Origin of the sequence: Clostridium drakei, from assembly GCF_000633595.2 — a bacterium.
Classification (GTDB): domain Bacteria; phylum Bacillota; class Clostridia; order Clostridiales; family Clostridiaceae; genus Clostridium_AM; species Clostridium_AM drakei.
The window spans coordinates 173,613-197,684 of sequence record NZ_JIBU02000027.1 but is presented as its reverse complement, the minus strand read 5'-3'; the positions used below and the strand labels follow the sequence as shown (position 1 = coordinate 197,684).

Annotated in this window: 23 protein-coding genes; 4 read left to right on the top strand and 19 right to left on the bottom strand. The window is 29.8% G+C overall.

All coding sequences use genetic code 11. The features are described 5' to 3' along the window. The first annotated feature begins 34 nt into the window (after window positions 1-34). Window positions 35-1,105, top strand: a complete 1,071-nt coding sequence (locus EG57_RS0215570; protein ID WP_084572253.1) for an AI-2E family transporter — start codon at window positions 35-37, stop codon at window positions 1,103-1,105. 102 nt (window positions 1,106-1,207) lie between these two features. Here the strand turns inward: EG57_RS0215570 and EG57_RS0215565 are convergent, their stop codons facing one another. The 5 genes from EG57_RS0215565 to EG57_RS0215545 all read right to left on the bottom strand — a co-directional run bounded on the left by EG57_RS0215565 (window position 1,208) and on the right by EG57_RS0215545 (window position 4,974). After that, entirely contained in the window at window positions 1,208-1,687 is a 480-nt protein-coding gene (locus EG57_RS0215565; RefSeq protein WP_032078092.1) for a cyanase, read from the bottom strand. A gap of 252 nt (window positions 1,688-1,939) precedes the next feature. After that, window positions 1,940-2,881 carry a thiamine pyrophosphate-dependent enzyme gene (locus EG57_RS0215560; protein ID WP_032078091.1) on the bottom strand — a complete coding sequence of 314 codons (942 nt, stop codon included), beginning with the start codon at window positions 2,879-2,881 and terminating at the stop codon, window positions 1,940-1,942. A 15-nt stretch (window positions 2,882-2,896) separates the two neighbouring features. Then, window positions 2,897-4,078, bottom strand: a complete 1,182-nt coding sequence (porA, locus tag EG57_RS0215555; RefSeq protein ID WP_032078090.1) for a pyruvate ferredoxin oxidoreductase — start codon at window positions 4,076-4,078, stop codon at window positions 2,897-2,899. 12 nt (window positions 4,079-4,090) lie between these two features. Further along, the gene (locus EG57_RS0215550) at window positions 4,091-4,399 is read right to left on the bottom strand and encodes a 4Fe-4S dicluster domain-containing protein (RefSeq protein ID WP_032078089.1); all 309 of its coding nucleotides are present in this window, start codon (window positions 4,397-4,399) and stop codon (window positions 4,091-4,093) included. Next, window positions 4,396-4,974 carry a 2-oxoacid:acceptor oxidoreductase family protein gene (locus EG57_RS0215545; RefSeq protein WP_032078088.1) on the bottom strand — a complete coding sequence of 193 codons (579 nt, stop codon included), beginning with the start codon at window positions 4,972-4,974 and terminating at the stop codon, window positions 4,396-4,398. The genes EG57_RS0215550 and EG57_RS0215545 overlap by 4 nt, the downstream gene beginning before the upstream one ends. Window positions 4,975-5,111: 137 nt before the next feature. Here EG57_RS0215545 and EG57_RS0215540 point away from each other — a divergent pair, with 137 nt between their 5' ends. Then, entirely contained in the window at window positions 5,112-6,560 is a 1,449-nt protein-coding gene (locus tag EG57_RS0215540; RefSeq protein WP_200880567.1) for a sigma 54-interacting transcriptional regulator, read from the top strand. Window positions 6,561-6,601: 41 nt separating this feature from the next. Here EG57_RS0215540 and EG57_RS0215535 read toward each other — a convergent pair whose 3' ends face one another. From EG57_RS0215535 to EG57_RS0215520, 4 genes are all read right to left on the bottom strand, one after another. Further along, entirely contained in the window at window positions 6,602-7,324 is a 723-nt protein-coding gene (locus EG57_RS0215535) for a polymer-forming cytoskeletal protein (RefSeq protein WP_032078131.1), read from the bottom strand. Window positions 7,325-7,341: 17 nt separating this feature from the next. After that, window positions 7,342-7,971 carry a transcriptional regulator Cap37 gene (locus tag EG57_RS0215530; RefSeq protein WP_032078086.1) on the bottom strand — a complete coding sequence of 210 codons (630 nt, stop codon included), beginning with the start codon at window positions 7,969-7,971 and terminating at the stop codon, window positions 7,342-7,344. Between the two features lie 163 nt (window positions 7,972-8,134). Continuing rightward, on the bottom strand, window positions 8,135-9,121 hold the full coding sequence (locus EG57_RS0215525; RefSeq protein WP_032078085.1) for an alpha/beta fold hydrolase: 987 nt from the start codon (window positions 9,119-9,121) through the stop codon (window positions 8,135-8,137). Beyond that, window positions 9,111-9,683: a MarR family winged helix-turn-helix transcriptional regulator gene (locus tag EG57_RS0215520; protein ID WP_032078084.1), complete on the bottom strand. Its 573-nt coding sequence runs from the start codon at window positions 9,681-9,683 to the stop codon at window positions 9,111-9,113. Before EG57_RS0215520 ends, EG57_RS0215525 begins: the two co-directional genes overlap by 11 nt. 161 nt (window positions 9,684-9,844) lie before the next feature. Here EG57_RS0215520 and EG57_RS0215515 point away from each other — a divergent pair, with 161 nt between their 5' ends. Beyond that, complete coding sequence (locus tag EG57_RS0215515) at window positions 9,845-10,099, top strand: cupin domain-containing protein (RefSeq protein WP_084572251.1); 255 nt, start codon at window positions 9,845-9,847, stop codon at window positions 10,097-10,099. Window positions 10,100-10,194: 95 nt separating this feature from the next. Here the strand turns inward: EG57_RS0215515 and EG57_RS0215510 are convergent, their stop codons facing one another. From EG57_RS0215510 to EG57_RS0215490, 5 genes are all read right to left on the bottom strand, one after another. Next, complete coding sequence (locus EG57_RS0215510; RefSeq protein WP_032078083.1) at window positions 10,195-10,935, bottom strand: NADPH-dependent oxidoreductase; 741 nt, start codon at window positions 10,933-10,935, stop codon at window positions 10,195-10,197. Between the two features lie 245 nt (window positions 10,936-11,180). Further along, window positions 11,181-14,153 carry a DEAD/DEAH box helicase gene (locus EG57_RS0215505; protein ID WP_242859862.1) on the bottom strand — a complete coding sequence of 991 codons (2,973 nt, stop codon included), beginning with the start codon at window positions 14,151-14,153 and terminating at the stop codon, window positions 11,181-11,183. A gap of 409 nt (window positions 14,154-14,562) precedes the next feature. Continuing rightward, window positions 14,563-15,669 (bottom strand): acyltransferase family protein, encoded by a 1,107-nt coding sequence (locus EG57_RS0215500; protein ID WP_032078082.1) that lies wholly within the window; start codon window positions 15,667-15,669, stop codon window positions 14,563-14,565. Window positions 15,670-15,896: 227 nt separating this feature from the next. Further along, window positions 15,897-17,906 (bottom strand): molybdopterin-dependent oxidoreductase, encoded by a 2,010-nt coding sequence (locus EG57_RS0215495; RefSeq protein ID WP_032078081.1) that lies wholly within the window; start codon window positions 17,904-17,906, stop codon window positions 15,897-15,899. A gap of 159 nt (window positions 17,907-18,065) precedes the next feature. Beyond that, window positions 18,066-18,755 (bottom strand): Crp/Fnr family transcriptional regulator, encoded by a 690-nt coding sequence (locus EG57_RS0215490; protein WP_032078080.1) that lies wholly within the window; start codon window positions 18,753-18,755, stop codon window positions 18,066-18,068. Window positions 18,756-19,027: 272 nt separating this feature from the next. On the opposite strand from EG57_RS0215490, the gene EG57_RS0215485 reads away from it, so the two are divergent. Then, complete coding sequence (locus EG57_RS0215485) at window positions 19,028-19,714, top strand: YjjG family noncanonical pyrimidine nucleotidase (protein ID WP_032078079.1); 687 nt, start codon at window positions 19,028-19,030, stop codon at window positions 19,712-19,714. A gap of 59 nt (window positions 19,715-19,773) precedes the next feature. On the opposite strand, the gene EG57_RS0215480 is transcribed toward EG57_RS0215485, so the two are convergent. From EG57_RS0215480 to EG57_RS0215460, 5 genes are all read right to left on the bottom strand, one after another. Then, the gene (locus tag EG57_RS0215480) at window positions 19,774-20,004 is read right to left on the bottom strand and encodes a hypothetical protein (protein WP_032078078.1); all 231 of its coding nucleotides are present in this window, start codon (window positions 20,002-20,004) and stop codon (window positions 19,774-19,776) included. A gap of 133 nt (window positions 20,005-20,137) precedes the next feature. Then, window positions 20,138-20,893, bottom strand: a complete 756-nt coding sequence (locus tag EG57_RS0215475; RefSeq protein WP_032078077.1) for a hypothetical protein — start codon at window positions 20,891-20,893, stop codon at window positions 20,138-20,140. Between the two features lie 45 nt (window positions 20,894-20,938). After that, window positions 20,939-21,658 carry a hypothetical protein gene (locus EG57_RS0215470; protein ID WP_032078076.1) on the bottom strand — a complete coding sequence of 240 codons (720 nt, stop codon included), beginning with the start codon at window positions 21,656-21,658 and terminating at the stop codon, window positions 20,939-20,941. Between the two features lie 21 nt (window positions 21,659-21,679). Further along, window positions 21,680-22,525: an ATP-binding cassette domain-containing protein gene (locus EG57_RS0215465; protein WP_161782717.1), complete on the bottom strand. Its 846-nt coding sequence runs from the start codon at window positions 22,523-22,525 to the stop codon at window positions 21,680-21,682. Between the two features lie 337 nt (window positions 22,526-22,862). Continuing rightward, window positions 22,863-24,047: an MFS transporter gene (locus EG57_RS0215460; protein WP_032078075.1), complete on the bottom strand. Its 1,185-nt coding sequence runs from the start codon at window positions 24,045-24,047 to the stop codon at window positions 22,863-22,865. Between the last annotated feature and the right edge of the window lie 25 nt (window positions 24,048-24,072).

Sequence of the window (24,072 nt, the reverse complement as noted above, 5' to 3'; positions counted from 1 at the left end):
AAACTATTATTTCATAATTTTAAGGGGATGATTTATTATATTAAACAATAAGTTAATCAAGATTTTAATAATTATAAATCTGCTTTTTTTATCCATAATACTTTTTAGCAAAATACATTTTATTTTTAAAATAATAAGAACCTTATATAAATGCATTTTAGTTCCTATAATTATTTCAGTATTCCTATACTATATATTAAAGCCCTTGAACAATATATTTAATAAAAAAGGTATTAATAAGAGTATTTCCTCTTTGCTAACTCTAATTATTAGTTTAATTGCTGCTTTATTAATTTTATATTTCTTTATTAGATATGCCATATTAGAATTTAATGAATTATCTAAAAATATACACAACCTTAGTCCTAATACTAACACTATTGCTAGCCAAAACCCTATAAATTCAATTGTTAATGAAATTTATAAGTCTATTAATATTAATGAATTGATTAAAATAACTAATAATATGATGATCAATTATACACAAAAGTTTCAAAGCAGCATATATAAAAATATAAATGATATTGTTGATGCATTTTCTAAAATATTATTGGTACTTTTAATTTTGTTTTTTCTTTTAAAGGATGGTTTTAAATTTAGAGACAAATTTATAGATTTGTTTCCTGAAAAATATAAAGATTTTTTATCCGAAACACTTTGTAATGTGGATAAAGCATTAAACGCCTATGTGACAGGTCAGCTAATGGTAGCCCTCTCTCTATCTATTATGATATATATAGGCTATAAAATAATAGGTATGCCAAATGCATTAATATGGTCTTTCTTTACTTTTATTTTAGGTTTTATACCTTTTATAGGATTTTTTATATCTATGATAATTCCTTCAATTATAGCTATAAGTAAAGGTATATATATGATAATAAAGCTTAGTATAGTATTCATTACTGTTCAGACCTTAAAAGGAAGAGTAGTAGTTCCCCTAATTATGTCGTCTACATTAAAAATACATCCTCTTACAGATATATTTTTAGTTGTAACAGCTGTTTCCTATGGAGGTCCTATGGCAGCTTTTATTATTGTTCCATTGTATGCTATGTTAAAAGTTATTGTCTTAAAATTATATAAATATAGAATAATCAAGTGATTCTTAGACCCAGGTGGAGTTTGCCTTTGAGGAATACCTCTTACCCGAGTCTTAGAAGAACTCATACAAGCATACAGCAGTACTTATGCCCTAGATAAGTAATTACCATGGATATTTGCCTTTTTTTGCATAAGGTAGTAATTTTCCATCAAACTTTATAATTACTCTGTGATTACCTTCTGCATCTTCAATAACATCAACATCAAGGCCAAAATCAATGGCACTCATAATAGCATTTCCACCTTGTTCATGTATAATATCTTTAATAGCAGGACCATAGGTATCAAGTACCTCATGAAGTCTATATAATATTGGATCAGTGTTCCCTTTGTATGGATGATTATTTAAAAAAATGGTTTTTTCAGAACTAATACCAAGGGTCTTTGCAATTTTTACGCAATATTCTTCAGGAACCCACTGCTGACCCTTAAATGTAGATGCAAGCCACACCTTGTTTACTCCAACTTTTTCAGCAAGTTGCTCAAAATTTAAACCAGATGCCTTTTTTGCAACTTCTAATTCTTTTAATTCATCAGAAAACTGTAATTTTAATAGATACTCTTTATTATTCATTGGCGTCATGTTTTTACCCCCTCATAATTATGTTGTTGAATATTTTGAATTTTTGTATTATTTTAACATTATATTCAATAATTATCAACAACTAAAATCATTTCAGATGTCTAACGTAACATGAAGCCTTCATCTCAAGTATTAAACAAATATTTTAACTGCTGATAAAAATTTTATCAGCAGTTTTTTATAAATAAAGGAAATTTTTTGAAGACTTAGGGGTTTAATAAAATATTTTTGTCAAATCTTTTTTAAATTAATTTATTCTACTTTTTCTCCACATCTAATCAATAATTCATTCCACTTTTTATCAACATTTGCTTGTATCTCAGCAATCATATGCTCATTGCCTGTTTTAAATAAATGTTTAAATCTTCCCTGTGGTTTTAAGAATTCTTCAATTGGAAGCTTCTTCTTTGGCTTATAAGAAAGCTTCCACTCTCCATTAATAACCTCAAATAAAGGCCAATAGCAAGTTTCAACAGCTAATTTACAGATTTCCATAATATCTTCTGTTTTATATCTCCATCCACGTGGACATGGAGCCATTACATTAAGAAATGCTGGACCTTTTGTATAAATAGCTTTCTCAGCTTTTTCATGAAGATCTTTTAAGTTACCTATAAAAGTTGTTTGAGCCACATAAGGAATCTCGTGGGCTGCCATAACTTGTGTTAAGTCTTTTCTAAACTGATTCTTTCCTGAGCTTTCTTTACCTAATGGTGTCGTTGTAGTATCAGCATATTTTGGTGTAGCAGAGGATCTCTGAATACCAGTATTCATATATGCTCCGTTGTCATAACAAACATAAACCATGTCATGACCTCTTTCCATAGCTCCAGAAAGAGATTGAAAACCTATATCATAAGTACCACCATCTCCACCAAAAGCGATAAATTTATGTTCTTCTTTAAGTTTTCCTTTTCTTTTTAATGCATTATATGCTGCCTCTACACCACCTATAGTTGCACCTGCATTTTCAAAGGCACTATGTATAAAGGAATCCTTCCATGCTGTATAAGGGTATAAATTAGTTGAAACCTCAAGGCAACCTGTTGCACTTCCAATAATTGCATGATCTTCTGGTTTAAGTGCTCTAAGTACTCCTCTTACAGCAATAGGAGCACCGCATCCAGCGCACATTCTATGACCACCAGTTAGTCTTTCTGGTTTATTCATTTCTTCTTTAAAATTATAACTCATTATCGTATGCACCTCCTATTCTCTAACTCCTAGATATTTATATACTTCATTAACTTGTCCATCTTTCAATATCTTGAATAAATCGTTATAAACAGTTGCAATATCACTTGTTCTTACATCTCTTCCACCAAGACCATAAACATAGTTTATCATCATAGGTCTTTCTTTAGCATCGTAAAGAGCAGATCTTACTTCTGCAAATAGTGGTCCACCTGCTGCTGAGAAACCTTCTGCTTTATCCATTACAGCAATTACTTTAACATGTTTTAGTGCATCTGCAATTTCTTCCATAGGGAATGGTCTGAAAACTCTTATTTTTAACATTCCTACTTTTTTGCCTTCAGCTCTCATTGCATCTATAGTAGCTCTCGCAGTTCCTGCTGTAGAGTTTACAACTACAATTGCATACTCTGCATCTTCTAATTGGTAAGTATCAAATAATCCATATTTTCTACCTGTTACCTTTTCAAATTCTTCTGCTACTTGAAGAATAACTTTTTTTGCATTCTTCATACCTTCTGCTTGATTTCTCTTATGTTCTATATAATAAGCAGCTGTATCATATGGTCCAATAGAAATTGGTCTTTTAGTATTCAACATATAATCTTCTGGCTCATATTTGCCTACAAAAGCTTTAACTTTTTCATCCTCAATAAGCTCTATGTTTTCAACTGCATGACTTGTTATAAAACCATCTTGACATACCATTACTGGTAATAAAACATCTTTATGCTCACCAATTCTAACAGCTTGTATAAAGTTATCATAAGCTTCTTGATTAGTTTCGCTGTAGATTTGAATCCAACCAGTATCTCTAGCTCCCATAGAATCACTATGGTCGTTGTTTATGTTTATTGGTCCTGTAAGAGCACGGTTAACACATGCCAAAGTAATTGGTAATCTAGATGATGCTGCCACATATAACATTTCCCACATTAATGCAAGACCACAAGAAGATGTTGCAGTCATAGTTCTTGCACCTGCAGCTTGTGAACCAATACAGGCAGACATTGCACTATGCTCTGATTCAACAGGTACAAATTCAGTTTCTACTTGTCCATTAGCAACATACTGTGAAAAATATTGTGGTACTTCTGTTGAAGGCGTTATAGGGAAAGCAGCCACAACATCTGGGTTAATTTGCTTCATAGCTATAGCAACGGCTTCATTACCGGATAATCTTTCTCGAATAGCCATTATATCACTCCTCTACTTTTCATCCTTAATAAAATCAATTGCATCAAAAGGACATGCTTTTACACATATTCCGCAGCCTTTACAATGCTGAAAATCAAACTCTGCGCGTTTACCGTCTTTAACTGGAATTGAGCTGTCTGGGCATACTGGTACACAAAGCAAGCATTGTTTGCAGTTTTCTGCTTTAAAAACAGGCTTCATCGTTCTCCAATCGCCAGTATTAAAGTTTTCTGCACTTCCTTTTTCATATATTACACCACCTGGAGTTATCTCTTTCCATGTTATATTTTCATCAATTATTTTTCCTTCCTTTGTTCTCATATCCCCTTCACCTCCTCCATAGATCTTTTTAAAGCTTCCATATTTCCTTTAAGCACTTCTGGCTTTGTTGCAAATTTATGAACAAAAGATGCCTCCATATCTTTAACAAAAGCTTCTTCATCCATAATTCCACTTACTTTTACAATTGCACCTAGCATTGGTGTATTAGGAAAGTTTTTTCCTAAAGCCTCTTCAGAAATCTTTCCAGCGGCTATTGTACAAACCTTTCCCTTATAATCTCTTAGGTGATTCTTTATCTCTTCTGGTGATTTTTCAGTGTTGATAACAATTGCACCTTCTTCTTTGAGTCCAGCTGTAACATCAATGGACTCTAGTAATGATTCATCAACTACAACTACATAATCTGGTTCATAGATATTAGAATGTACTGTTATTTTTTCAGTACTTATTCTGTTATAAGCAGTAATTGGTGCACCCATTCTTTCAGGACCATATTCAGGAAACCCCTGAACATAACAACCTGTATTAAAAGCAGCATCTGCCATCAACAATGATGCAGTTTTAGCTCCTTGACCACCACGGCCATGCCAACGAATTTCAATTAATTTAGACATTTTAAATCCTCCTTTGCTATTTTCTTAAGAATATTGTAGCAATTACCATGCCAAATAAATAATCTTTCATTTTTCTAATATTTCCTTTAATTTTTATATGAATTTGTTATAATAAATGTTATAATCAATGTTACAATATGAAGAAATGTTATAAAGGTGATACAATGAACTATAAAGATTTGGTAAATAATGATGTTATAAAAGATGTATTAGATAACTGCAATGATGGGATTAATATTGTAGATGTTGATGGAAAGCTTATTTTTGCTAATAATATATCTGCTTCTTATGTTAATACACAACCAGAGCATATGATTGGTAAAATGATAACTGATTTTTATCCTAAAGCTGTATTGCTTTCTGTTCTAAAAAATAAACATTCCATCCATGATAAGAAGATTCATCAAGTTGGTAATAAAAAATATATGGTTAACTCTTTTCCTATATTCATCAATAATAAATTTTCTGGTGCTTATTCGGTTTTTAAAAGTGTTAATGACATTGATGCTCTTAATAAAAAAATTAAATCACTGGAGTTACAGCTTGCATTAAGTTCTGTGGAATTTGATCCTATGTCTATTATTGGTAAAGACGATTCTCTAGAAAAAGTATTAAAATCTGCAAAAAGAACAGTTGGTTCTCTTGCAGGTCCAAGACATTCTATTATAATTGGCGAGTCTGGAACAGGAAAAACCATGCTAGCAAAGATGATTCACAGCTATGCTATTAAACTAGGCATTTTAGATAAAAATGCTCCATTTGTGGAAATTAACTGTGCTCAATACACCAATTCAGATATTGCAGCAGTTGAAATTTTCGGATCTGAACAAGGCGCTTATACTGGATCTAAGCAGAAAAAGGGACTTTTTGAACAAGCAAGTGGAGGCATATTATTTTTGGATGAAGCACATGCATTAGACCATTATCAAAACCTTTTATTAAAAGCAATAGAATCTGGTAAAATAAGACGAGTTGGTGGCTCTAAAGAAATCAGCGTTGATGTAATCATTATTGCTGCATCAACTAAAAACCTTAAAGATGAATTATTACCAGAGTTATACCAGAGACTTGCACAATATGAGTTAACTTTGCCTTCCCTGGCAGATCGCAGCTTAGATGAAAAACTAGACTTAATTAACCACTTTGTAAAAAAATATGAAGATGCTGTAATGCTTCATAACAACATTAAATATAAAGTTATTTTAAATCCATCATGCCAGAAGGTATTACTTAAAGCACATTATCCCAGAAATATAAGACAACTGAGAGATGTTATAAACTTAAGTATTGATGCAGCTTCTCCTCTTATTTCGGAAATTCACGATGGCGAAGAAATAATAACACAAGTAGAATTAGACCATTTACCATTTGAACTTTTTGATGAAAGTACCTTCAATAAACATAATTCTATAGAAGCTAATATAATTAATAATCATATTTCTAGCCTAATTGATGAACTTAATCGTCAAGGTTTAGGACCCAGAAAAATTTCAAAAAAGCTTAAAGAAAAAGGATATAACATTGAATACTATAAAGTTGCTTACTATTTAAAAAAAATAGGTTGTAGCACTAAAAAATTAGTGTAACAGCCCATTTTCATTGTGTACATTTCCAAATGTTCTATAATTTAATCTATTTTTTTACAAACTGTCTTAGAAGTACTATCAATATTTATTTCATTCCTATATTCTACAGTTTCAATATTACAGTTATCTCCTATTGTAACATTATTTCCTCTTACTATCTTTGCTGTAGTATTTTCAAGAAAAATATCATCACCTTCAATTGTACTTGCTTCAAGTCCTTTATTATTCATAAAAAGATTTAGCATTTTAACAAAAAAATGACCTCTTCCCAATCTTACTTTTATATTTTCTCCTCCTATATCTTTTACTTTACAGCTTCCATACATCTCTATATCAATATTTCCTGCATTTAGCAGTCCTCCTATCTTAAACCCGCCTCTTGCATGAAAGTTCTCTGCCTCACAATCACCATCTATAGAAACTGATCCTGATATTTGTATATCTTCTGTATGCAAACTGCCTCCTATATCTGTAGACCCGCTTATTTTCACTTTTCTTGCATCAACATTACCTAGTATACTAGAAGATCCACTTACACTTATTTCGTCGGTGTCAAGATCTCCCATTATTTTAGTACTACCGCTAATCCCCACTGTTTCAGCCTTTACATTTCCACTAGCAATGGAAGATCCTGAGCATTTATAATTGTAACATTCTATATCTCCTTCAACTTTAGCTGAACCACTAATTTTCACTTCATTATATCTTCCACCACTGATTTTTCCTGATCCAGAAATTTTCATATCTATTAATTTTTCTTCCATTTTAAAACTTCCCTTCATTATAAATTTATTTTTGATTTTAACTCTTCTACACATTCTCCAGCATTTACCTTTAATACAAGTACAGCTTCACTTTCAATATATATTTCATTAGGTATTAGCATCAAAAAACATAATCCTACTCCAAATTTTCTTATAAGCACTACATCACAATATCTACCGTCAAAATTTTTATAGTTTTTTTCTAAAGTATCCAACACCAATTTTCCTTCTTCTAAGCTTGCCTTACCAGACTTAATAAACCTATCCACAATACTCATAAATAATAATTCATTAAAATAAAATCCAGTACTTTCTTTATGGGCAGTCTTATATAGATTTATCACAGCTTGAGAAACAATGTTTTGTTTTAGTGTATCTTTTTCTTCTAAATATAATGTTGAAAGCTTTGGAGAAAATATACTTGCTAATTCATCTAAGGATATATCTTCTTTAAAATTTTTAATTTTTTCTACTCTATCTAATATTTCTTTTCTTGGAAAAAATGTTTCTTGACCTGTAAAGCTTGACTTTTTTATAAACCACTCTTCAGGTATAAGATTTTTCCTTTTCCATCTGTATAATTGCCCATAGGATATATCAGTTATTTTAAGCAATTCTTTTTTAGAAATTAGATTTTCTTCTTCCATATGTTCATTCCCCTCTTCAACTGTTTTATAAAAAAAGTATAACATAACATTGTTACGTTAGCAATAGTTAGTTGAAAATAAAAAAATTAGGAACTATACATGTAAGCTGCAAAGTTCCCATACTCAAATAAGTTTTCTATTTCGAATTCTCAATAGTTTAGCCTTATATAACCGATGCCTGCTGATCAAGTGATTCTTTTTTATTTATTGCTGACAATGCATCAAAGACAAGATCAGTCTGATCCATCATTAAAAAATGTCCTGCATCAGGAATGACGAATATCTCTTTATTTGGCGCCTTTATATGTTTAAAATAATCTTCAGCTATAACACATGGAGCTTGCCAATCCCTTTCTCCTAAAATATAATATATTGGCACCTTATATTCTTCGGATTCTGTACGAAGATTGAAATCTCCAAGAAAACTATGAACTTTTGAATTTGCCTTAAAGATTTTCATAAATGCTATAATATCAGAAAACTTAAAAATAGGGCTTTTAAACATAGCTATCCATATATCAATGCCTATTTCCATACCTAATTTATATTTACCAAGAAGCTTATGAACTATATTACATTTCTTCAAAAACTCTTTGTCAAAGACAATTTTGTTACCAGGATATTCACCTACACTCTCAAGCTTTTTCAATGATTTTTTATCACCTGCCTGCTCAATAGTTTCTTTAAGTTTGTTATAGGCTACCTGCTCATTTTCCACCATACTAACAACCTGTCCAGCACCAATATAATATTCTACTTCTTCTGGATGTTTTTTAATAAATATTGACCCTAAAACGCTTCCCCAAGAATGTCCAAATATAACTATCTTTTTCTTGTTATATTTTTTCTTAAGATACTGGATGACTTCAAACAAATCCTGAAGCATTAACTCTATTGTAGGAAGTTTATCTGGATTCCTAGTTAGAGTCTTTCCAGCACCTCTCTGATCCCAATGAACCACAGTATATATTTCTTCCCATCTATCTTGAAATATCCCCGTAAATAAGGATTCTGCTGAACCTGGCCCTCCATGCAAAAACAGCATTACAGGATTATCAAAGCTTCTTCCTAGATGAAATAGAAATTGATCTATTCCATTAATCCTTACATATTCAGAAGTACATATTGGTCTGCTATTTTTATTTTTCATAGCTTTCTCTCTCCATTTTCTGATTTTTTCTTATTCTTTCAAACTCCTTTAATATCCTTGTTACATCCTCCTTCTTACTTTCACCTACTTTTAAGTTACTATCTTCTTCAAAACCATCTTGTTCCTCACCATCAAATCGATAAAGCTTCTTGAGCATTCTCCAAATAGTTTCCAGCTCTTCAGTTGAAAAATCCTTAAAAAGTTCTGCCATAAAAAATATTCCCTTTTCGGAAACTTGATACACTACCTGCTTTCCAGCTTCCGTAATTATTACATTAACTGCACGCCTATCTTCAGGATTAGGTATAACATCAATATATCCTTTCTTTTCCATAGCGTTAACAATTTGTTTTACATTTTGTTTAGTTGTCCCAAGCTTTCTTGCAATATTATTAAAGGTAGCTTTGCCTTCAGGTAAATGAGCAATTGCAACCATAGTCATATATTGCCTTGAAGTCAAACTTCCCAAATATTCATCTCCCCTTACCTGAAGCTTATTTGCCAATGAAAATAGTGTTGCATAAGTTTGTTCCATTAAAAATATCTCTCTGTATATATCCATAAAATTTTCCCTCCATTAGTCAACATATTGTCTAATTGTAGTTTAATAGCATTCCATAAATTTGTCAATATATTGTCTATTATTTTATTACATGGCTATATTTTAAATTAGTATTGAAATTTAATACAGATAAAGAGATACTAAATAATGCTAAGAACTTTATGTTTCAAAGCAATGTAACACATTCAAAACAAGAAGAGTTCTATTTTATAATGAGTGGAAAAGGTATATTAAGAATAAACGGTGAAGAAATATTAATAAAAACAGGTGATGTTATTTCAGCACCTGCTGGTAAAGACAAGGGACATCAGTTTATCAATAATAGTTCAGAAATATTAAAAATACTTGATATAGGCACTCGTGAAAAAGGTGATATTATTACATACCCTGATGGAAATGTGCTTCTAATTAAATAAACATACTTCCCAATAAAGCATTAAAATGTTTTATTGGGAAGTACATCTACACTCTCAGGGATTATTTTAAATGCTTGCTTTAAAATAACCTGCCTTTATTTGCAATTTTCGAATCCTTGATCTTTTAAAACAGGATAAACCTTTGGATAATAAACATTCTGATAAACATTCATTGTCTGGCTACTCCAGTTTACCTCTTGAGTTCTTCCAATCTCCTCAAGGTAAGAGGCCATTTCTTTATCATATTCAAGTATACCCTCTTTAATATTTTCACTGTTATATTTTTCATCATGTCTGTATACAGTCTTTGGCATTCTAGGCTTTATTTTTGAATTACCTGAAGGATATCCAACACCAACACCCAAAATTGGAAATGTGTATTTAGGTAGTCCAAGAAGTTTTATAACTTCGTCTGGATTTTTCCTAACTCCACCAATTGGAACAATTCCAATTCCAAGTGATTCAGCTGCTGTCATAAGATTTTGTGCAGACAATCCTGCATCAACTGAAGCTACCATTATTGATTCAACGCTTTCAGTTATATTCATTGGCAGACCAGTTATTTCTGAAGCAATTTTTATTTTATAGAAATCAGCTATAAATATAAAAAATACAGGAGCTGCAGCAACCCATGATTGTCCTCCAGTAAGCTCTGCAAGTTTTTCTTTTGTAGCCTTATCTTTAATAACTATTAAACTTGTTTGCTGCCCATTAATTGAATTTGGTGCTGACTGAGCTGCATTAACAAGCTCATTTATTATTTCTTCAGATATCTCCTTGTCTGTATAATTCCTTATAGATCTATGTTCTTTCATTGTCTCAATTACTTTATTCATATATTATCACTCCATACAATATTATTTTTAATTACTAAAACTTTGCTGCAATTTTAATCAATAATAATTATTTATTGATTATTATTATTGTAACATAAAAGCAATCTAAATTCAACTCATTAAATCGATAACTTTTAATACTAATTTTAATATTAAGTATCCATTTTTTTTCTTTAAATTATACATTCATATGGTTTTAAATATAAATTTATATATATATATCAATAAAGTAATAATCATTTGATTTAACCGAAAAGTTCCTCTATATCTTTTTCTTCCATACTAGAAATCAAAATTTCCTCTCCAGCATTTTCTTCTATAACATTGTCTATTATTTCTTTCTTTTTTTCCTGTATTTTGTGTATTTTCTCTTCTATGGTTCCTTTAGCAATAAGTCTAATAACTTCTACAGTTTTCTTTTGTCCAATTCTATGAGCTCTGTCTGAAGCCTGATTTTCTACTGCTGGATTCCACCATGGGTCATAATGAATCACTATATCTGCAGAAGTTAGATTTAGTCCCGTTCCGCCAGCTTTAAGAGATATTAAAAATATAGGAATTTCCCCTTCATTAAAATCTCTAACTATTTTCCCTCTATCCTCTGCTTTTACACTTCCATCAAGATACATATACTTTATTTTTTCACTTTTGAACATCTCGCCAATATTTTTAAGCACAGAGGTAAATTGAGAAAATAATAATATTTTATGACCATCATTTACATTATCCTGTACTATATCCTTAAGAGCCTCCATTTTCCCATTATCACCTTCATAGTTTTCTATAAAGGTAGAAGGATCACAGCATATTTGCCTAAGTCTTGTTATTATAGAAAGTATCTTTATTTTGCTTTTATTAATGCCTCTATCTCTTATTTCATTATTTACTTCCTCCTTAGCTTGCTGAAGGTAAGCTGCATATACCTTCTTTTGATCCTCTGTCATATCCACCACCATATTATGTTCAATTTTAGGTGGAAGTTCTCTTATAACATCTTTCTTAAGCCTTCTAAGAATAAAAGGTTTAGTATGTTTATTTAATTCACCTAAAGCTTTTTTATCACCATTTTTTATAATAGGTGTTTCATATTTTTGACTAAACTTTCCATGGCTTAGCAAATATCCTGGCATGATAAAATCAAAAATTGACCATAATTCTGTAATAGAATTTTCAATAGGGGTTCCTGTTAGTGCAAAATAGCTGCCAGCTTTAATGGATTTTACACTTTGAGCATTTAAAGATTTAGGATTTTTTATATTTTGAGCTTCATCTAAAAAGCAGTATCTAAATTTTATAGTTTTATATTCTTCTATATCTCTTTTAATAAGTGCATAGGAGGTTATAACTATATCCGCATCCTCCATGTCCTTTAACTGACTTTCTCTTACATCTCTGCTGCCTGATACAATTAAACATTTTAAATCCGGCTGAAATTTATTTATTTCACTTTCCCAATTGTATACTAAGGATGTAGGGCACACCACCAAAGAAGGCTGCTTTTTCTCATTTTCATCTACCTCTGATTTTATAAATGCTATAGTCTGAAGGGTTTTTCCAAGTCCCATTTCATCTGCTAAAATACCTCCAAAGCCGCAACTTGAAAGAGTTTTAAACCACTTAAATCCAAACTTTTGATAACCTCTCATAATATTATCCAGTTTTTCTGGAATTGTATAATCAATGTCACCAATATCCTTTATATTATTTATCAGCTCTCTAAACTTCTTATTCCTTTGCACAAAAGTTATGTTATTTTCCTTAAGACTTGTATCTATATAAACAGAATTATATTTAGAAAGAACTATTTGATCCTTTGTAAGATCTGAAGTCCTTATATTTAAATACTCTATCATATCTGATATATTTTGAAGTTCACCAGTTTGCAGCGGAATAAAACCTCCATTTTTAAGTCTGTAATATTTTTTCTTTTGCTTTAATGCTTCAAATATATGCTTTAATTCTTCTCTACTTACCCCATCAATATTAAAAGTAAATTCCAAAAGATCCTCATCATTTAATCTTATGTTGGATTTATAGCTTTGAGAGGTATAAATTCTTATATCTTTAAAGGCTCCAGAATAATAAATTTCTGCAAATTCCTGAAGTTTTTCCAGACCTTCTCCAACAAAATCTAAAATTTTATCTTCATCCTCTAAAATAAAATTAAATTCTCTCTTTTCAAATTGAAAGGCAATCAAGGTATCTACTATACCTGCTTCTTCCTCAATATCTCTAACCAATACCTTCCCATCTTCTCTTGCCTCATTATCTCTTAAGGGATTTATATATATATTTCCATATTTAAATATTACATCACAAACTACAGCATCCCTATCCTTATCAAAATAAAGACAAGGCTTTAAAGGTTCTTCATAAAATTTATCTTTAATACTGTTATTTACTGTTACCTTTGTGCCTATCTTTTTTAAAGCTGGAATTATATAAGAAGCTATTTCTTCACTTTCATTTTGATGAAAAGTAATTTTGGAACTTCTTTGCTCAGTAAAAGTATTGTAAAGTGCCTTATAAACCCTTACCTGTTCATCCGTTGGTATATATATTTTGTTATCATAATAAAAATAATTTCCACTTTTCACTAAAGCTTTAGGTAGTTTTGAAGTTTGAGATAAAATTATATTATCTTCCTTACTATCTAATTTAAATTCTAAAGGAAAATTTCCTCTTACTACTTTAACTTCACTGTAATTATCATCATTTATGACTAAATCTATAGCTTTTTCTCTTATATTATCAAGAAATTTTTTCAAGTTATTTTCCGTAAGCCTTGCCTTTTTTCCACTTAAAAATCTTGGTGCTTTGCTGTAACGATAACCATACATTACCATTCCCTCTGCAGCCCTATCTATTTCATATAGATCTTTAAGCATACTCACAATAAATTTGTCTTCATCCTTAAATCTATGTAAATATGAGCTGTATGTGAAATTTTTACCAAATTCCAAATCATTTTGTTCTATAACTGCTTCTAAAAAACTCTTCATATTCTTTACTACATAAAGCTTTTCTTCTCCCACCTTTAATTCTAAAAAAGCTTCACTTACCCTGCGGGCAATATTAAATTGGAGCTTATATTGTAGATTTAAAGTCTTAGTCTCCATGCTTGCCTTAGAAGATATTAGACTTTCCTTTAACTGTTCAATTAATCTACTATTTTTCTTTATTACTGATCTTCTCTCTTCTTCATTTATTTCAAACAAATTTACTCACTCCTGTTTAGGCATCTGAAAGAAAATAATTAATCCAAATACGATTAGTATTTTTCATCAGGCAAGAAAGCAGTTTACACATATAGTGAATTCTACCGACACTGCATGACATAAAATAAACTATCAGGTGGACTTATTACTTTTTTAAGATAACTTGTATTCCTGTTAAACATTCTATCATATAATAATATTTTTAAACATATTGATAAATCATTTTCAAAGCAGTTAAAGGAACATATTAAAATTAATTATGCTAATATTTATATGTTTTTATAAATATATAGGAATAATGATATGATTTATTATATATCAACTACTTCACAGTTGTAATATTTTACGACTAAAAAGCCTGAGAACTAAACTCAGACTTTTTATTTATTATACGAATATAAGCTAATTTTTAAAGTTTTATAAATTTACCTTTTTCATAAAATTTGCTCATTATACACATCCAGAATATAACATATAGAATAGAGAAGTAAAATGAATCTAAAACTGTACCAGACCAAGGAGTTATAAATTTAAATGTAAACCACTTACAGAATATTAAGGGTTCTGTAAACTGTTTATCATAAATTGGTACTTTCCAAAGAGTTCTTATTAGTAGTTCAGAAATCATATAAACAAAAATTGGACTACTTCCTAATACTATAAAAGGTTTAAATAATCTGTCTTTATTAAATGTATCACAGATTATATATAATACTGCTATAATCAAAGCTGTTACTGACATAGTCATTAACACATAGGAGCTTGACCAAAGCATCTTATTATATGGCATATAATTATTAAACACTTTAGCGCCTATATATCCAACTGCAGATAAACCTGTTATACTTAATGCTCTATAATAGTTATTTGTTTTAAAGTTTAGTAATCCACCAATTACAACACCAAACATTCCAGTAGCTATTGAAGGGATTGTACTCATAATTCCCTCTGGGTCCCAAGTGCTATAAGCTAAGTGACCTGCTAAATATTTCATATCTACTATTCTTTCTAAATTTCTATCAATAATTAACCCATAAGGTTTCATTTTAAAGTAATAACCCAAAATTATTATAATACCAAGTGATAAAAATAGACTAAGGATATATTCGTCTTTCTTAAGAAATTTTTTAGCCAGTATGTAAGTTAGTGATACAACTAAATAAACAATTCCCATCCTTACTAAAGTTTGTGGTATTCTCATTGTATGAAAGTCAAACTTAGGAAATGCATTTAAAAATAATCCTAGTAAAACCAACATTATACTTCTTGTAATAGATTTTATAATCATTGGAATTGTTTTTTCTCCAGAATCTAACTTCCTCCCCATAACGATTGGAATCATCATTGTCATTGTTATTAGAAAGAATGGGAAACCATAATCAGAAAAATTAATTCCATCCCAAGGTTCATGTCTCATCTGAGGGTAAAATCTATCAGTATTTCCTGGACTATCACAAGCCAACATTGCAGCTACCGAAAATCCTCTAAGTATATCTATACATTTTATTCTTTTCATTTTTCCATCCTCCGAAAATTAAGTCACATTAATATATATAATTCAAAATCTACAGCTATATTTGATTTCATATTTTTCTTATATTTATAAAACAAAAGTTATTATTAAAACTACTAACAAGCTATCTTCAATAACTATAATTAAGGGATATATTACACATGCATAACATATCCCTTTACTTATTTTTCTGTATTTATATGAAATAGGTATTAATAACTATTGGTAAATCATAGATTTTGTTTTGAAGCTTTAATATTTACCTTAACATCATAAAAAGTACTTCCTTTTCCCTGATCAGTAAGCCTTTGGGAAGTAAGTGTATTAACTGAACGATTTCCTTGTGTATTTTTTAGCCACCAAACTCCCTCAGTAACAACAACTCCCTTTGGAACTTTAGTTGTGATACTTAACTTAAAGTCAACTTCTCCTCTTTCATTATAAGCAGTAACAAGTTCACCATTTTCTAATCCTATTTTAGAAGCATCTTCTGGATTTACCTGTAAGATCATTTTATTTGTCTTCACTAGCTCTTCTCTTTCATTAAAAGAAGAATTTAATAGTCGTGGATCTGGAGCATTTATTAACCAAAATTCTGCATCATCTTCATGAGGTTTAAAATATACTGGTAAAGGTTCATCCTCATTTTGATTTAAAATTTCAATTTTTCCTGAAGAAGTTTTAAATTGAGTCTTATATCCCTCAGGCAGTGGTAACTCTAATGGTTTTCCTTCAATTAATGTTTGAATTTTAGTACTTGCAAGCCATGAAGTTGGTTTTTTAAGTATAGTATTTATTAAATCATCAGCTGACTGCTTAAAGAAAGGTTTGTTTATTCCCATCGCATCTGCTAGTAAGCTAAACACTTCAAAATTGGATTTTGCTTCACCTACTGGGGATACTACTGGATAAGCCCTCTGTACAGCATAATAACCATAAGCACTATATAAATCGCTATGTTCAAGAGAAGTTGTTGCTGGCAAAATAATATCAGCATATTTTGCTGTATCAGTCATAAAACGCTCATGAACTACTGTAAATAAGTCTTCTCTAGCTAATCCTTGCAGTACCTTGTTTTGATCAGGAGCTACTGCTGCTGGATTTGAATGATATACATATAAACTCATTATAGGTGGATCATTCAATTCATTTAAAGCATTACCCAATTCAACCATATTTATAATTCTTGTTGTTTTTTGTTGAAATTCTTCATTAGTTACAAGTTTTTTATTAAAAGCATGAGATGCAGATACAGATGTTAGCAAACCACCTCCAGCTTTTCCCCATGCACCAACAAGCGCTGGCAAACAAGTAATTGTCCTTACAGTCATTGCTCCATTACCATAACGTGACAAACCACTACCTAGTCTAATAAATGGTGCTTTAGACTTACCATACTGTACTGCCATATCTTCAATTACTGAAGCATCAATTCCAGTTATTTTACTTACTTTATCCAGTGAGTAATCTGGTAAAACAATATCTTTAAGCTCCTCATATCCCTGTACATGCTTATTTACAAAATCTTTATCAATTAAATTTTTTTCTGCCATTACATGCATCATTCCAAGTGCTAAAGCACCATCAGTACCAGGCTTAACTACAATAACTCTATCAGCAATTTTAGCTGTACTAGTTTCATATGTATCAATTAGCCATACTTTTGCTCCCTTTTTCTTAGCTATGTTTATATCATGTATAATATGAATATCAGTTGCTATTGCATGGATTCCCCATAAAATAATTAAATCACTTTCCTGTATCTCACTCGTATGAGGTCCCATAGTTTCTCCCATAACTGCATTCCATCCATATTCTTTAGCTGGTGCACAAATAGTTCTATCAAGTCTTGAAGCACCTAAACTATAAAAAAATGGATGACCTGAATTACGTTGAACTAATCCCATAGTTCCTGCATATGAATATGGAAGTATTGCCTCTGCTCCATACTTATCAATAATTTCTTTCCAATTTGTTTTAATATGTTCAATAGCCTCATCCCAGGATATAGGCACAAAATCACCACTGCCCTTAGCACCCTTTCTCAAAAGTGGTGTTAAAATACGTCCTTCAGAATGAACTGTTTTTTCATAATGAGCCATCTTTGGACAAAGTGTTCCCCTTGTAAAAGGATGTTCAGGATCTCCCTGTACCTTTACAGCTTTTCCATCTTCAACATGAACAATAAGACCACAGGTATCAGGGCAGTCATAGGGACAAACTGATCTAAAAACTTCCACAACTATTCCTCCTTATATTTTCGCAAATTTTTCATATCTGTATTTTAAAAATGATGCTCAAAGAATTAGTGTATAAAAAACTTTAAATTTTATATTTAATAGATTATACCACATGAATAATTGTCATCTCAATATTGATTTTATATTTACCATAACTAATCATATAGATGTCATATACAAATTTTTAGAAAGTTCTCGAAGTCTGTCTTTATCTAAAATATGTATTGTTGTATTCTCACATTTTATAATTTTTTCATCCTCGAGTTCTTTAAAAGTTCTATTTAAATGTCTATAGGTTGTTCCTAGAAATTGGGCTATTTCTTTAAAGGATGAACTTAAAACTATAGTGCTTTTATCTGTTATATGCTCAACTAAATAGCTAGCCAATCTATTGGTAAGTGGATATATAAAGTTGTATGATGTATTATTAATAGTTGCCTCAAGCTTTTCACTTAAAGAATCTACTAAATGATGTAAAAAATTAACATTATTCATATACTTTTTTCTGAGTATATTTGAAGGTATAGCAATCAAATAGGTATCTTCTGTTGCTTCAACATTGCAGCGTATAGGCTTATCTTTTAGAAGTTCTAAGTCTCCTATTATGTTAAATTCTTTATAAAACTTTAAAAGCATTGACTTTCCATTTTCAAAAAGATAGGATATTTTAATTTTTCCCTTAACAAGCAAATAGTAATATTCAAGTTCATTTTCTACTTTTAATATAAGCTCATCCTTATGATAAAAATGAAGCTGTGCATAATTTATTATATTATCATCAAATATATTTTCTATATCATACTTAACAAAATAGTACTTCAAAAGTTCACTGTTCGAAATTCTATCCATAAACCCTCCTTAACAGGACATATGTCACATCATAAACAGGACATATGTCACATCATAATTTATATCAATATGGTATCTTATCCATAAAGTAATGTAAAGCAAAGTCATAATAATTTTCTTTAACAGAATGTTCCTTATATGAGTACTTTAATATATGTTACAATTATAAAGTAATTCTTAGACTCAGGTGAAGTTTACTTGTAAGGAGTATCTCTTATCTGAGCAATGGTAGTAATCATATAAAAACTAAGTAATTGGAGGATTAATAAATAATGAAATACGAAATAATAATATTTGATGCAGATGAAACTTTATTTGATTTTAAAAAATCTGAAAGAGATGCTTTTAAAAATGCCATACTGGAATTTAATATTGAATATGATGAAAATTATCATTTAAAAATATACAGTGATATAAATAAAGCTATTTGGAAGGAATTTGAGAAAAGATTAATTACTCAAGAAAAATTAAAGGTAGAAAGATTTAAGAGGTTATCTGATAAATTGAATCTTGAATTTGATGAAGTTAAATTTGCCAGATCATATATGAAGCATTTAGCTAATGCATCTTTTTTATATGATGACAGCATACCTCTTATAGAAAGTTTGCATAAAAGCTATAAGCTTAGTATAGTAACTAATGGTCTTACAGATGTGCAAAACAAAAGAATAAGAAAATCCATTATAGCAAAATATTTTCAGGATATAGTTATATCTGAAGAAGTAGGGGTGTCCAAGCCAGATTCTAAAATATTTGAACTTGCTTTAAATAACCTAAAGCATACTGACAAAAGCAAGGTATTAATGGTAGGTGATAGCTTAACTTCTGATATACAGGGTGGTATAAATTCAGGTATTGACACCTGCTGGCTTAACTCAAATAAAATTGCAAATACAACAAAATTTAAACCTACTTATGAAATTTATAATTTAATGGAACTTAAGGATATACTTAAATAATATCAATGTACAAAAAACAAATTAATTCATGCTAAATATAACATGAATTAATTTGTTTCCTACTTTTCTATAAGAGTTATTTTTAGCTTATATGGCTCTGTAAACATATCATATGTAGAATTTTCAACTATACAATGTTTAACAGTAAACAAAAATCCATTATTAACTGGATAATCTACTTCCTTACTATTTAATATTACAAGTATTTCATCATTAGTTAATTCCTTTTCCATTGAGTTATCTGTGAGTGTTTTTCCAGTTGTATCTTTAAATTCAAATATAACTTTCATAGCTTTTTCTCCTCATATAAAAATCATTATTTCATTATATCACATCGTTTATATCTCTTGAATTGAACTTTTCATTATTAAAATTTAGCAATACAGCATTACTATGAATCATTTGAGTTTAGTATTTATTTGTCTATTTTCCTGCTTCAATGTTGTTATAAGACTTGTAAAAATCACAGCCATTATTAACATCTTCTATTAATTTTGATAAGCCTTTTTGTCCTACAGCAGATAACCATCTATGTACCTCATGTTTTGCTAATGTATAATTTAACACTCTTATATTTAAATCACTTGCATAAAATTGTGCATATGAATCTAAATTTTTCATATTAGTTACCTTCGCACCATTTGAAGTTTTCTTTACCCATTGTTCTTCAGAATATTGAGTCCTATTGTCTACTTGCATTGCCATTCCTTCATCAAACCACACAGGAACTTTTGTGATTTTGCTTTTATTAATTCTGTATGCTAATTCACTATGAGTAAGTTCGTGAGAAATTACATTAGTATTTAAACCATTTGGTCCTAAAACTATATAACTACCAAATATAGTTTTTTGTGTGGCCCCTGTTTTATTTTCAACTCCATATTTTTTTAGCGTTGATTGATCTTTGCTAATTATAAAAACAGGTTTAGCATTAAAATTTCCATACAACTGAGCCACAGTATCTTTAGATTTAGAAATAGTATTCAATATATTGCTTGTTTCTCCATCAGAAGTATCAGGTTCTACATAAACATTTTTAGATATCTCTTTAAAATCTGAAAAACTTATTGTGTAGCAATTAAATGCGTAGACGATTGACCTATTGGATGATATAAAAAATAAAGATAAAGTAATTATAAATATTGTAAAACACCTAATAATAATCTTACTTTTTTTCATAATAAGTACCTCCATAAAAAAATTTTTTAATTGGTTAATGATAAACTAAAACAATTTTTTCTTCATGCATTTTATAAATAGTATTATCAAAATCATCGCATAAATTAACGCTATTGCAAGAGCAACTATTATATTAAATATATTTCCTATATTTATATAATCTATTGAACCAATTTTATCTATGATCAGATATGTAGGTGGCAATATCACACCTATCCATTTTAAGAATGGAAATGATTGAACAATAGGTTTTTCCATAGTTGAAACAATAATAAGTAGATTTAAAAATAATATTGCCATTTTTCTATCTTTAACTAACCTAGAACTAAATAAACTTCCAACAGTAACTCCAAGGAATCCAACAATTGCATGACTAATTAATGCAATTATAATATCTGATATAACAACTTTTCTAATAAAAGCACCATTTAAAATTGGATAATAAACTGCAAATACGTCTAAAATTATAATAAAGATCCACATGAATAATATTTTACATAAATAATAAATATTTTCACTTTTAACATGTAAAATAGTTAATTGCTGCTGTACAAGATATTCGTTATCAATAAATCCAAAGGATAGCCATGCAGAAATTGCATATATAAATATGCATGTAACTGCATACGAACTCATTACATAGGCAGGCTTATTAGAGTACATGGCTGAAATTACAACAACGTACACCAATAAAGGAGCAATATATTTGTAAGATCTTTTGTAATCTTTAAAAAAGTACACCATTAAATATTTAAAAGCATTCATAATTAACTTATCCCTTCTAACCTATAGATTATCTTCATTCACTGAAGCAATACTACAGCCCATTTGCAATAATTTAGATATAGCAATATCACTATAGTGCTTATTTATTAAAACACTGACTAATTGTCCATTTTCTACTATATTTAATAACCCATTAAACTTTTTTATCATACTGGCATCAAATCCTTCGCATACTTTAAAACGTATCAACATATTCCCATAATCATTATCTTTATTATGTATATTACTTATAATTTTACCATCTTCAATCGTTATAACTTCATCTGTGAGCTTATCAACCAAATTCATTTCATGGCATGCTAATACAATACAGCTTTCCTCTGTTTTAAATTTTTGTAATATATCAATAAACTTTTTTTGTGACTTATTGTCCTGTCCTGAAAGGGGCTCATCTAATAGTAATATGTCAGGTTTAGACATAAAGGCTTGTATAACAGCAACTTTTTGAATTGTACCTTTGGATAGGTATTTTATCCAAGTATCCTTCATTAAATTAATATTAAAGGTTTGAAACAATTCACTTGAGCATTTATCTATATAGGTTTGAGAAAATCCTTCTATCTTTGCCATATAGTAAATATATTCATATGGAGTAAAATTAAGTTTAGGAAAACGATCTGGAACATACCCAATTTTAAGTTTATCGCCATTAGTGCACAAAATTCTTTTACCACTAGATAAACTGCTTAAACCTGCTATTATTCTTAGTAATGTACTTTTTCCTGTACCATTATCCCCTATGATAGCTAAATTTTGACCTCTTACAATTTTTAAATTTATATTATCCAGTACACATTTATTCCCATAAGTTTTACTAACATTTTCAAGAGTAATTAAATTTTCCATAATTATGTACTTTCCTTTCTGTTTATTAAAATGTAATCCATCAAAAGATATTACAAATTTAGTAAAATAATAATTTGCAACCATAAAATTCCTATGTAGTTTTATTATATATTTTCTGTATAAAAAGTTCAAATTTTATAATGTACAACCAAATAAATATAAAACCTATACTAAAACTCTTGTTAAAGTATAGGTTTTTATTGCCAAAATCATAGCAAAAGATATCACTTTTAATTGACTTTGTACATCAAAATATATAGATGTTTCATGCTTAATTATTCCTTACAGAAATCAATACTCTGCTGTGCTTTGTTGCAAACTATGATGATCTTATTCATTATTTTGCTTCAGTAAATGGCGGTTTCTCTGATTTTCTAAAAGCCAATACTAAGCATAGAATTATAGCAGCACCTAAAACACATACTGCTGAAACATTCCATGCTGCCTTTATACTGCTAATTCTAAGCAATTTAGTAATAGCTGTTAAAACAAATGGTGATAAAAATTGTCCCAACCCTTGTAGTGCAAAAAGAATACCCGTTGAAATTGCTGCAGGTGCTGATGAGCTTTTAATTACCTTAATAACAATTTCTGGATTAAAAGTTCCAAACCCAAGCCCATAAATAATACCAGCTACACAAAACATTGAATATGTGTTTACACTTACTAGCAAAAGAAATGATAATCCATACAATCCAACTGCAAGAACAATAGTAAACTTTTTAAATATTTTTGATATAATTCTGCCATACATCATAGATGCAATAAAAGAACCAACAGTAAATAATGTAAGTACAAAACCAGCTTGAGCAGCATTTCCTACCTTACCTGATACCATTACTATAGATACATTGGTCATAAAGGAAAATGTCAGAACATTTAACAGCATATTTAATACAGCAATTATATAAGTATTCATAGATACTTTTTCTTTTGAGACTATTTTTTCAGCTGCATTTGATTTTTTTTCTGGTTCAGGTAGCATAAACATTATCATTAAACATGATGGTATTATAAGCAGAAATCCAAGAAAAGCATATCTCCAACTGTACATAGCCAAAATACCGCCAAGCATCTGGAATACTATACCAGAAACTGCTCCTACAGAAGTCTTATATCCCATTAATGCATTTCTTTCTTCGCCTTCAAATAAATAAGCTATCATAGATGCAGCATAAGGAAATAACATTCCATGACCAGCACCAAATAAAATTCTACTGACCAATATTAAAGTCATACCTCCAAAGAAAGCAGGTAAGATTCCCATAAATGATAGTATAAGTGCTAAATATATTACCGACTTCTTGGATATAAAACGTTCCAACTGTCCCGGCACCAAAGAAAATATAATCATCATTAAAGATGGTATAGTTGAAATCTGCTTAACCACAGTTGGACTTACATTAGGAAATGCTCTTGCTATTTCGCCAAGTGCTGGTGTAGTCATACTTGTTGTATATAACATAGCAGCTAAAGTTAATACAGCAATTTTTACTGTCAAGCCATATTTCTTTTCACCCATATTCTCTTCATCTCCTTTTATATAG

What these genes read in the sequence shown, in the direction of transcription:
- EG57_RS0215565 (WP_032078092.1), bottom strand. Translation starts at nt 1,687, where the DNA reads ATGACGCCAATGAATAATAAAGAGTATCTATTAAAATTACAGTTTTCT.
- EG57_RS0215560 (WP_032078091.1), bottom strand. Translation starts at nt 2,881, where the DNA reads ATGAGTTATAATTTTAAAGAAGAAATGAATAAACCAGAAAGACTAACT.
- porA (WP_032078090.1), bottom strand. Translation starts at nt 4,078, where the DNA reads ATGGCTATTCGAGAAAGATTATCCGGTAATGAAGCCGTTGCTATAGCT.
- EG57_RS0215550 (WP_032078089.1), bottom strand. Translation starts at nt 4,399, where the DNA reads ATGAGAACAAAGGAAGGAAAAATAATTGATGAAAATATAACATGGAAA.
- EG57_RS0215545 (WP_032078088.1), bottom strand. Translation starts at nt 4,974, where the DNA reads ATGTCTAAATTAATTGAAATTCGTTGGCATGGCCGTGGTGGTCAAGGA.
- EG57_RS0215540 (WP_200880567.1), top strand. Translation starts at nt 5,112, where the DNA reads ATGAAGAAATGTTATAAAGGTGATACAATGAACTATAAAGATTTGGTA.
- EG57_RS0215535 (WP_032078131.1), bottom strand. Translation starts at nt 7,324, where the DNA reads ATGGAAGAAAAATTAATAGATATGAAAATTTCTGGATCAGGAAAAATC.
- EG57_RS0215530 (WP_032078086.1), bottom strand. Translation starts at nt 7,971, where the DNA reads ATGGAAGAAGAAAATCTAATTTCTAAAAAAGAATTGCTTAAAATAACT.
- EG57_RS0215525 (WP_032078085.1), bottom strand. Translation starts at nt 9,121, where the DNA reads ATGAAAAATAAAAATAGCAGACCAATATGTACTTCTGAATATGTAAGG.
- EG57_RS0215520 (WP_032078084.1), bottom strand. Translation starts at nt 9,683, where the DNA reads ATGGATATATACAGAGAGATATTTTTAATGGAACAAACTTATGCAACA.
- EG57_RS0215515 (WP_084572251.1), top strand. Translation starts at nt 9,845, where the DNA reads ATGTTTCAAAGCAATGTAACACATTCAAAACAAGAAGAGTTCTATTTT.
- EG57_RS0215510 (WP_032078083.1), bottom strand. Translation starts at nt 10,935, where the DNA reads ATGAATAAAGTAATTGAGACAATGAAAGAACATAGATCTATAAGGAAT.
- EG57_RS0215500 (WP_032078082.1), bottom strand. Translation starts at nt 15,669, where the DNA reads ATGAAAAGAATAAAATGTATAGATATACTTAGAGGATTTTCGGTAGCT.
- EG57_RS0215490 (WP_032078080.1), bottom strand. Translation starts at nt 18,755, where the DNA reads ATGGATAGAATTTCGAACAGTGAACTTTTGAAGTACTATTTTGTTAAG.
- EG57_RS0215485 (WP_032078079.1), top strand. Translation starts at nt 19,028, where the DNA reads ATGAAATACGAAATAATAATATTTGATGCAGATGAAACTTTATTTGAT.
- EG57_RS0215480 (WP_032078078.1), bottom strand. Translation starts at nt 20,004, where the DNA reads ATGAAAGTTATATTTGAATTTAAAGATACAACTGGAAAAACACTCACA.
- EG57_RS0215475 (WP_032078077.1), bottom strand. Translation starts at nt 20,893, where the DNA reads ATGAAAAAAAGTAAGATTATTATTAGGTGTTTTACAATATTTATAATT.
- EG57_RS0215470 (WP_032078076.1), bottom strand. Translation starts at nt 21,658, where the DNA reads ATGAATGCTTTTAAATATTTAATGGTGTACTTTTTTAAAGATTACAAA.
- EG57_RS0215465 (WP_161782717.1), bottom strand. Translation starts at nt 22,525, where the DNA reads ATGGAAAATTTAATTACTCTTGAAAATGTTAGTAAAACTTATGGGAAT.
- EG57_RS0215460 (WP_032078075.1), bottom strand. Translation starts at nt 24,047, where the DNA reads ATGGGTGAAAAGAAATATGGCTTGACAGTAAAAATTGCTGTATTAACT.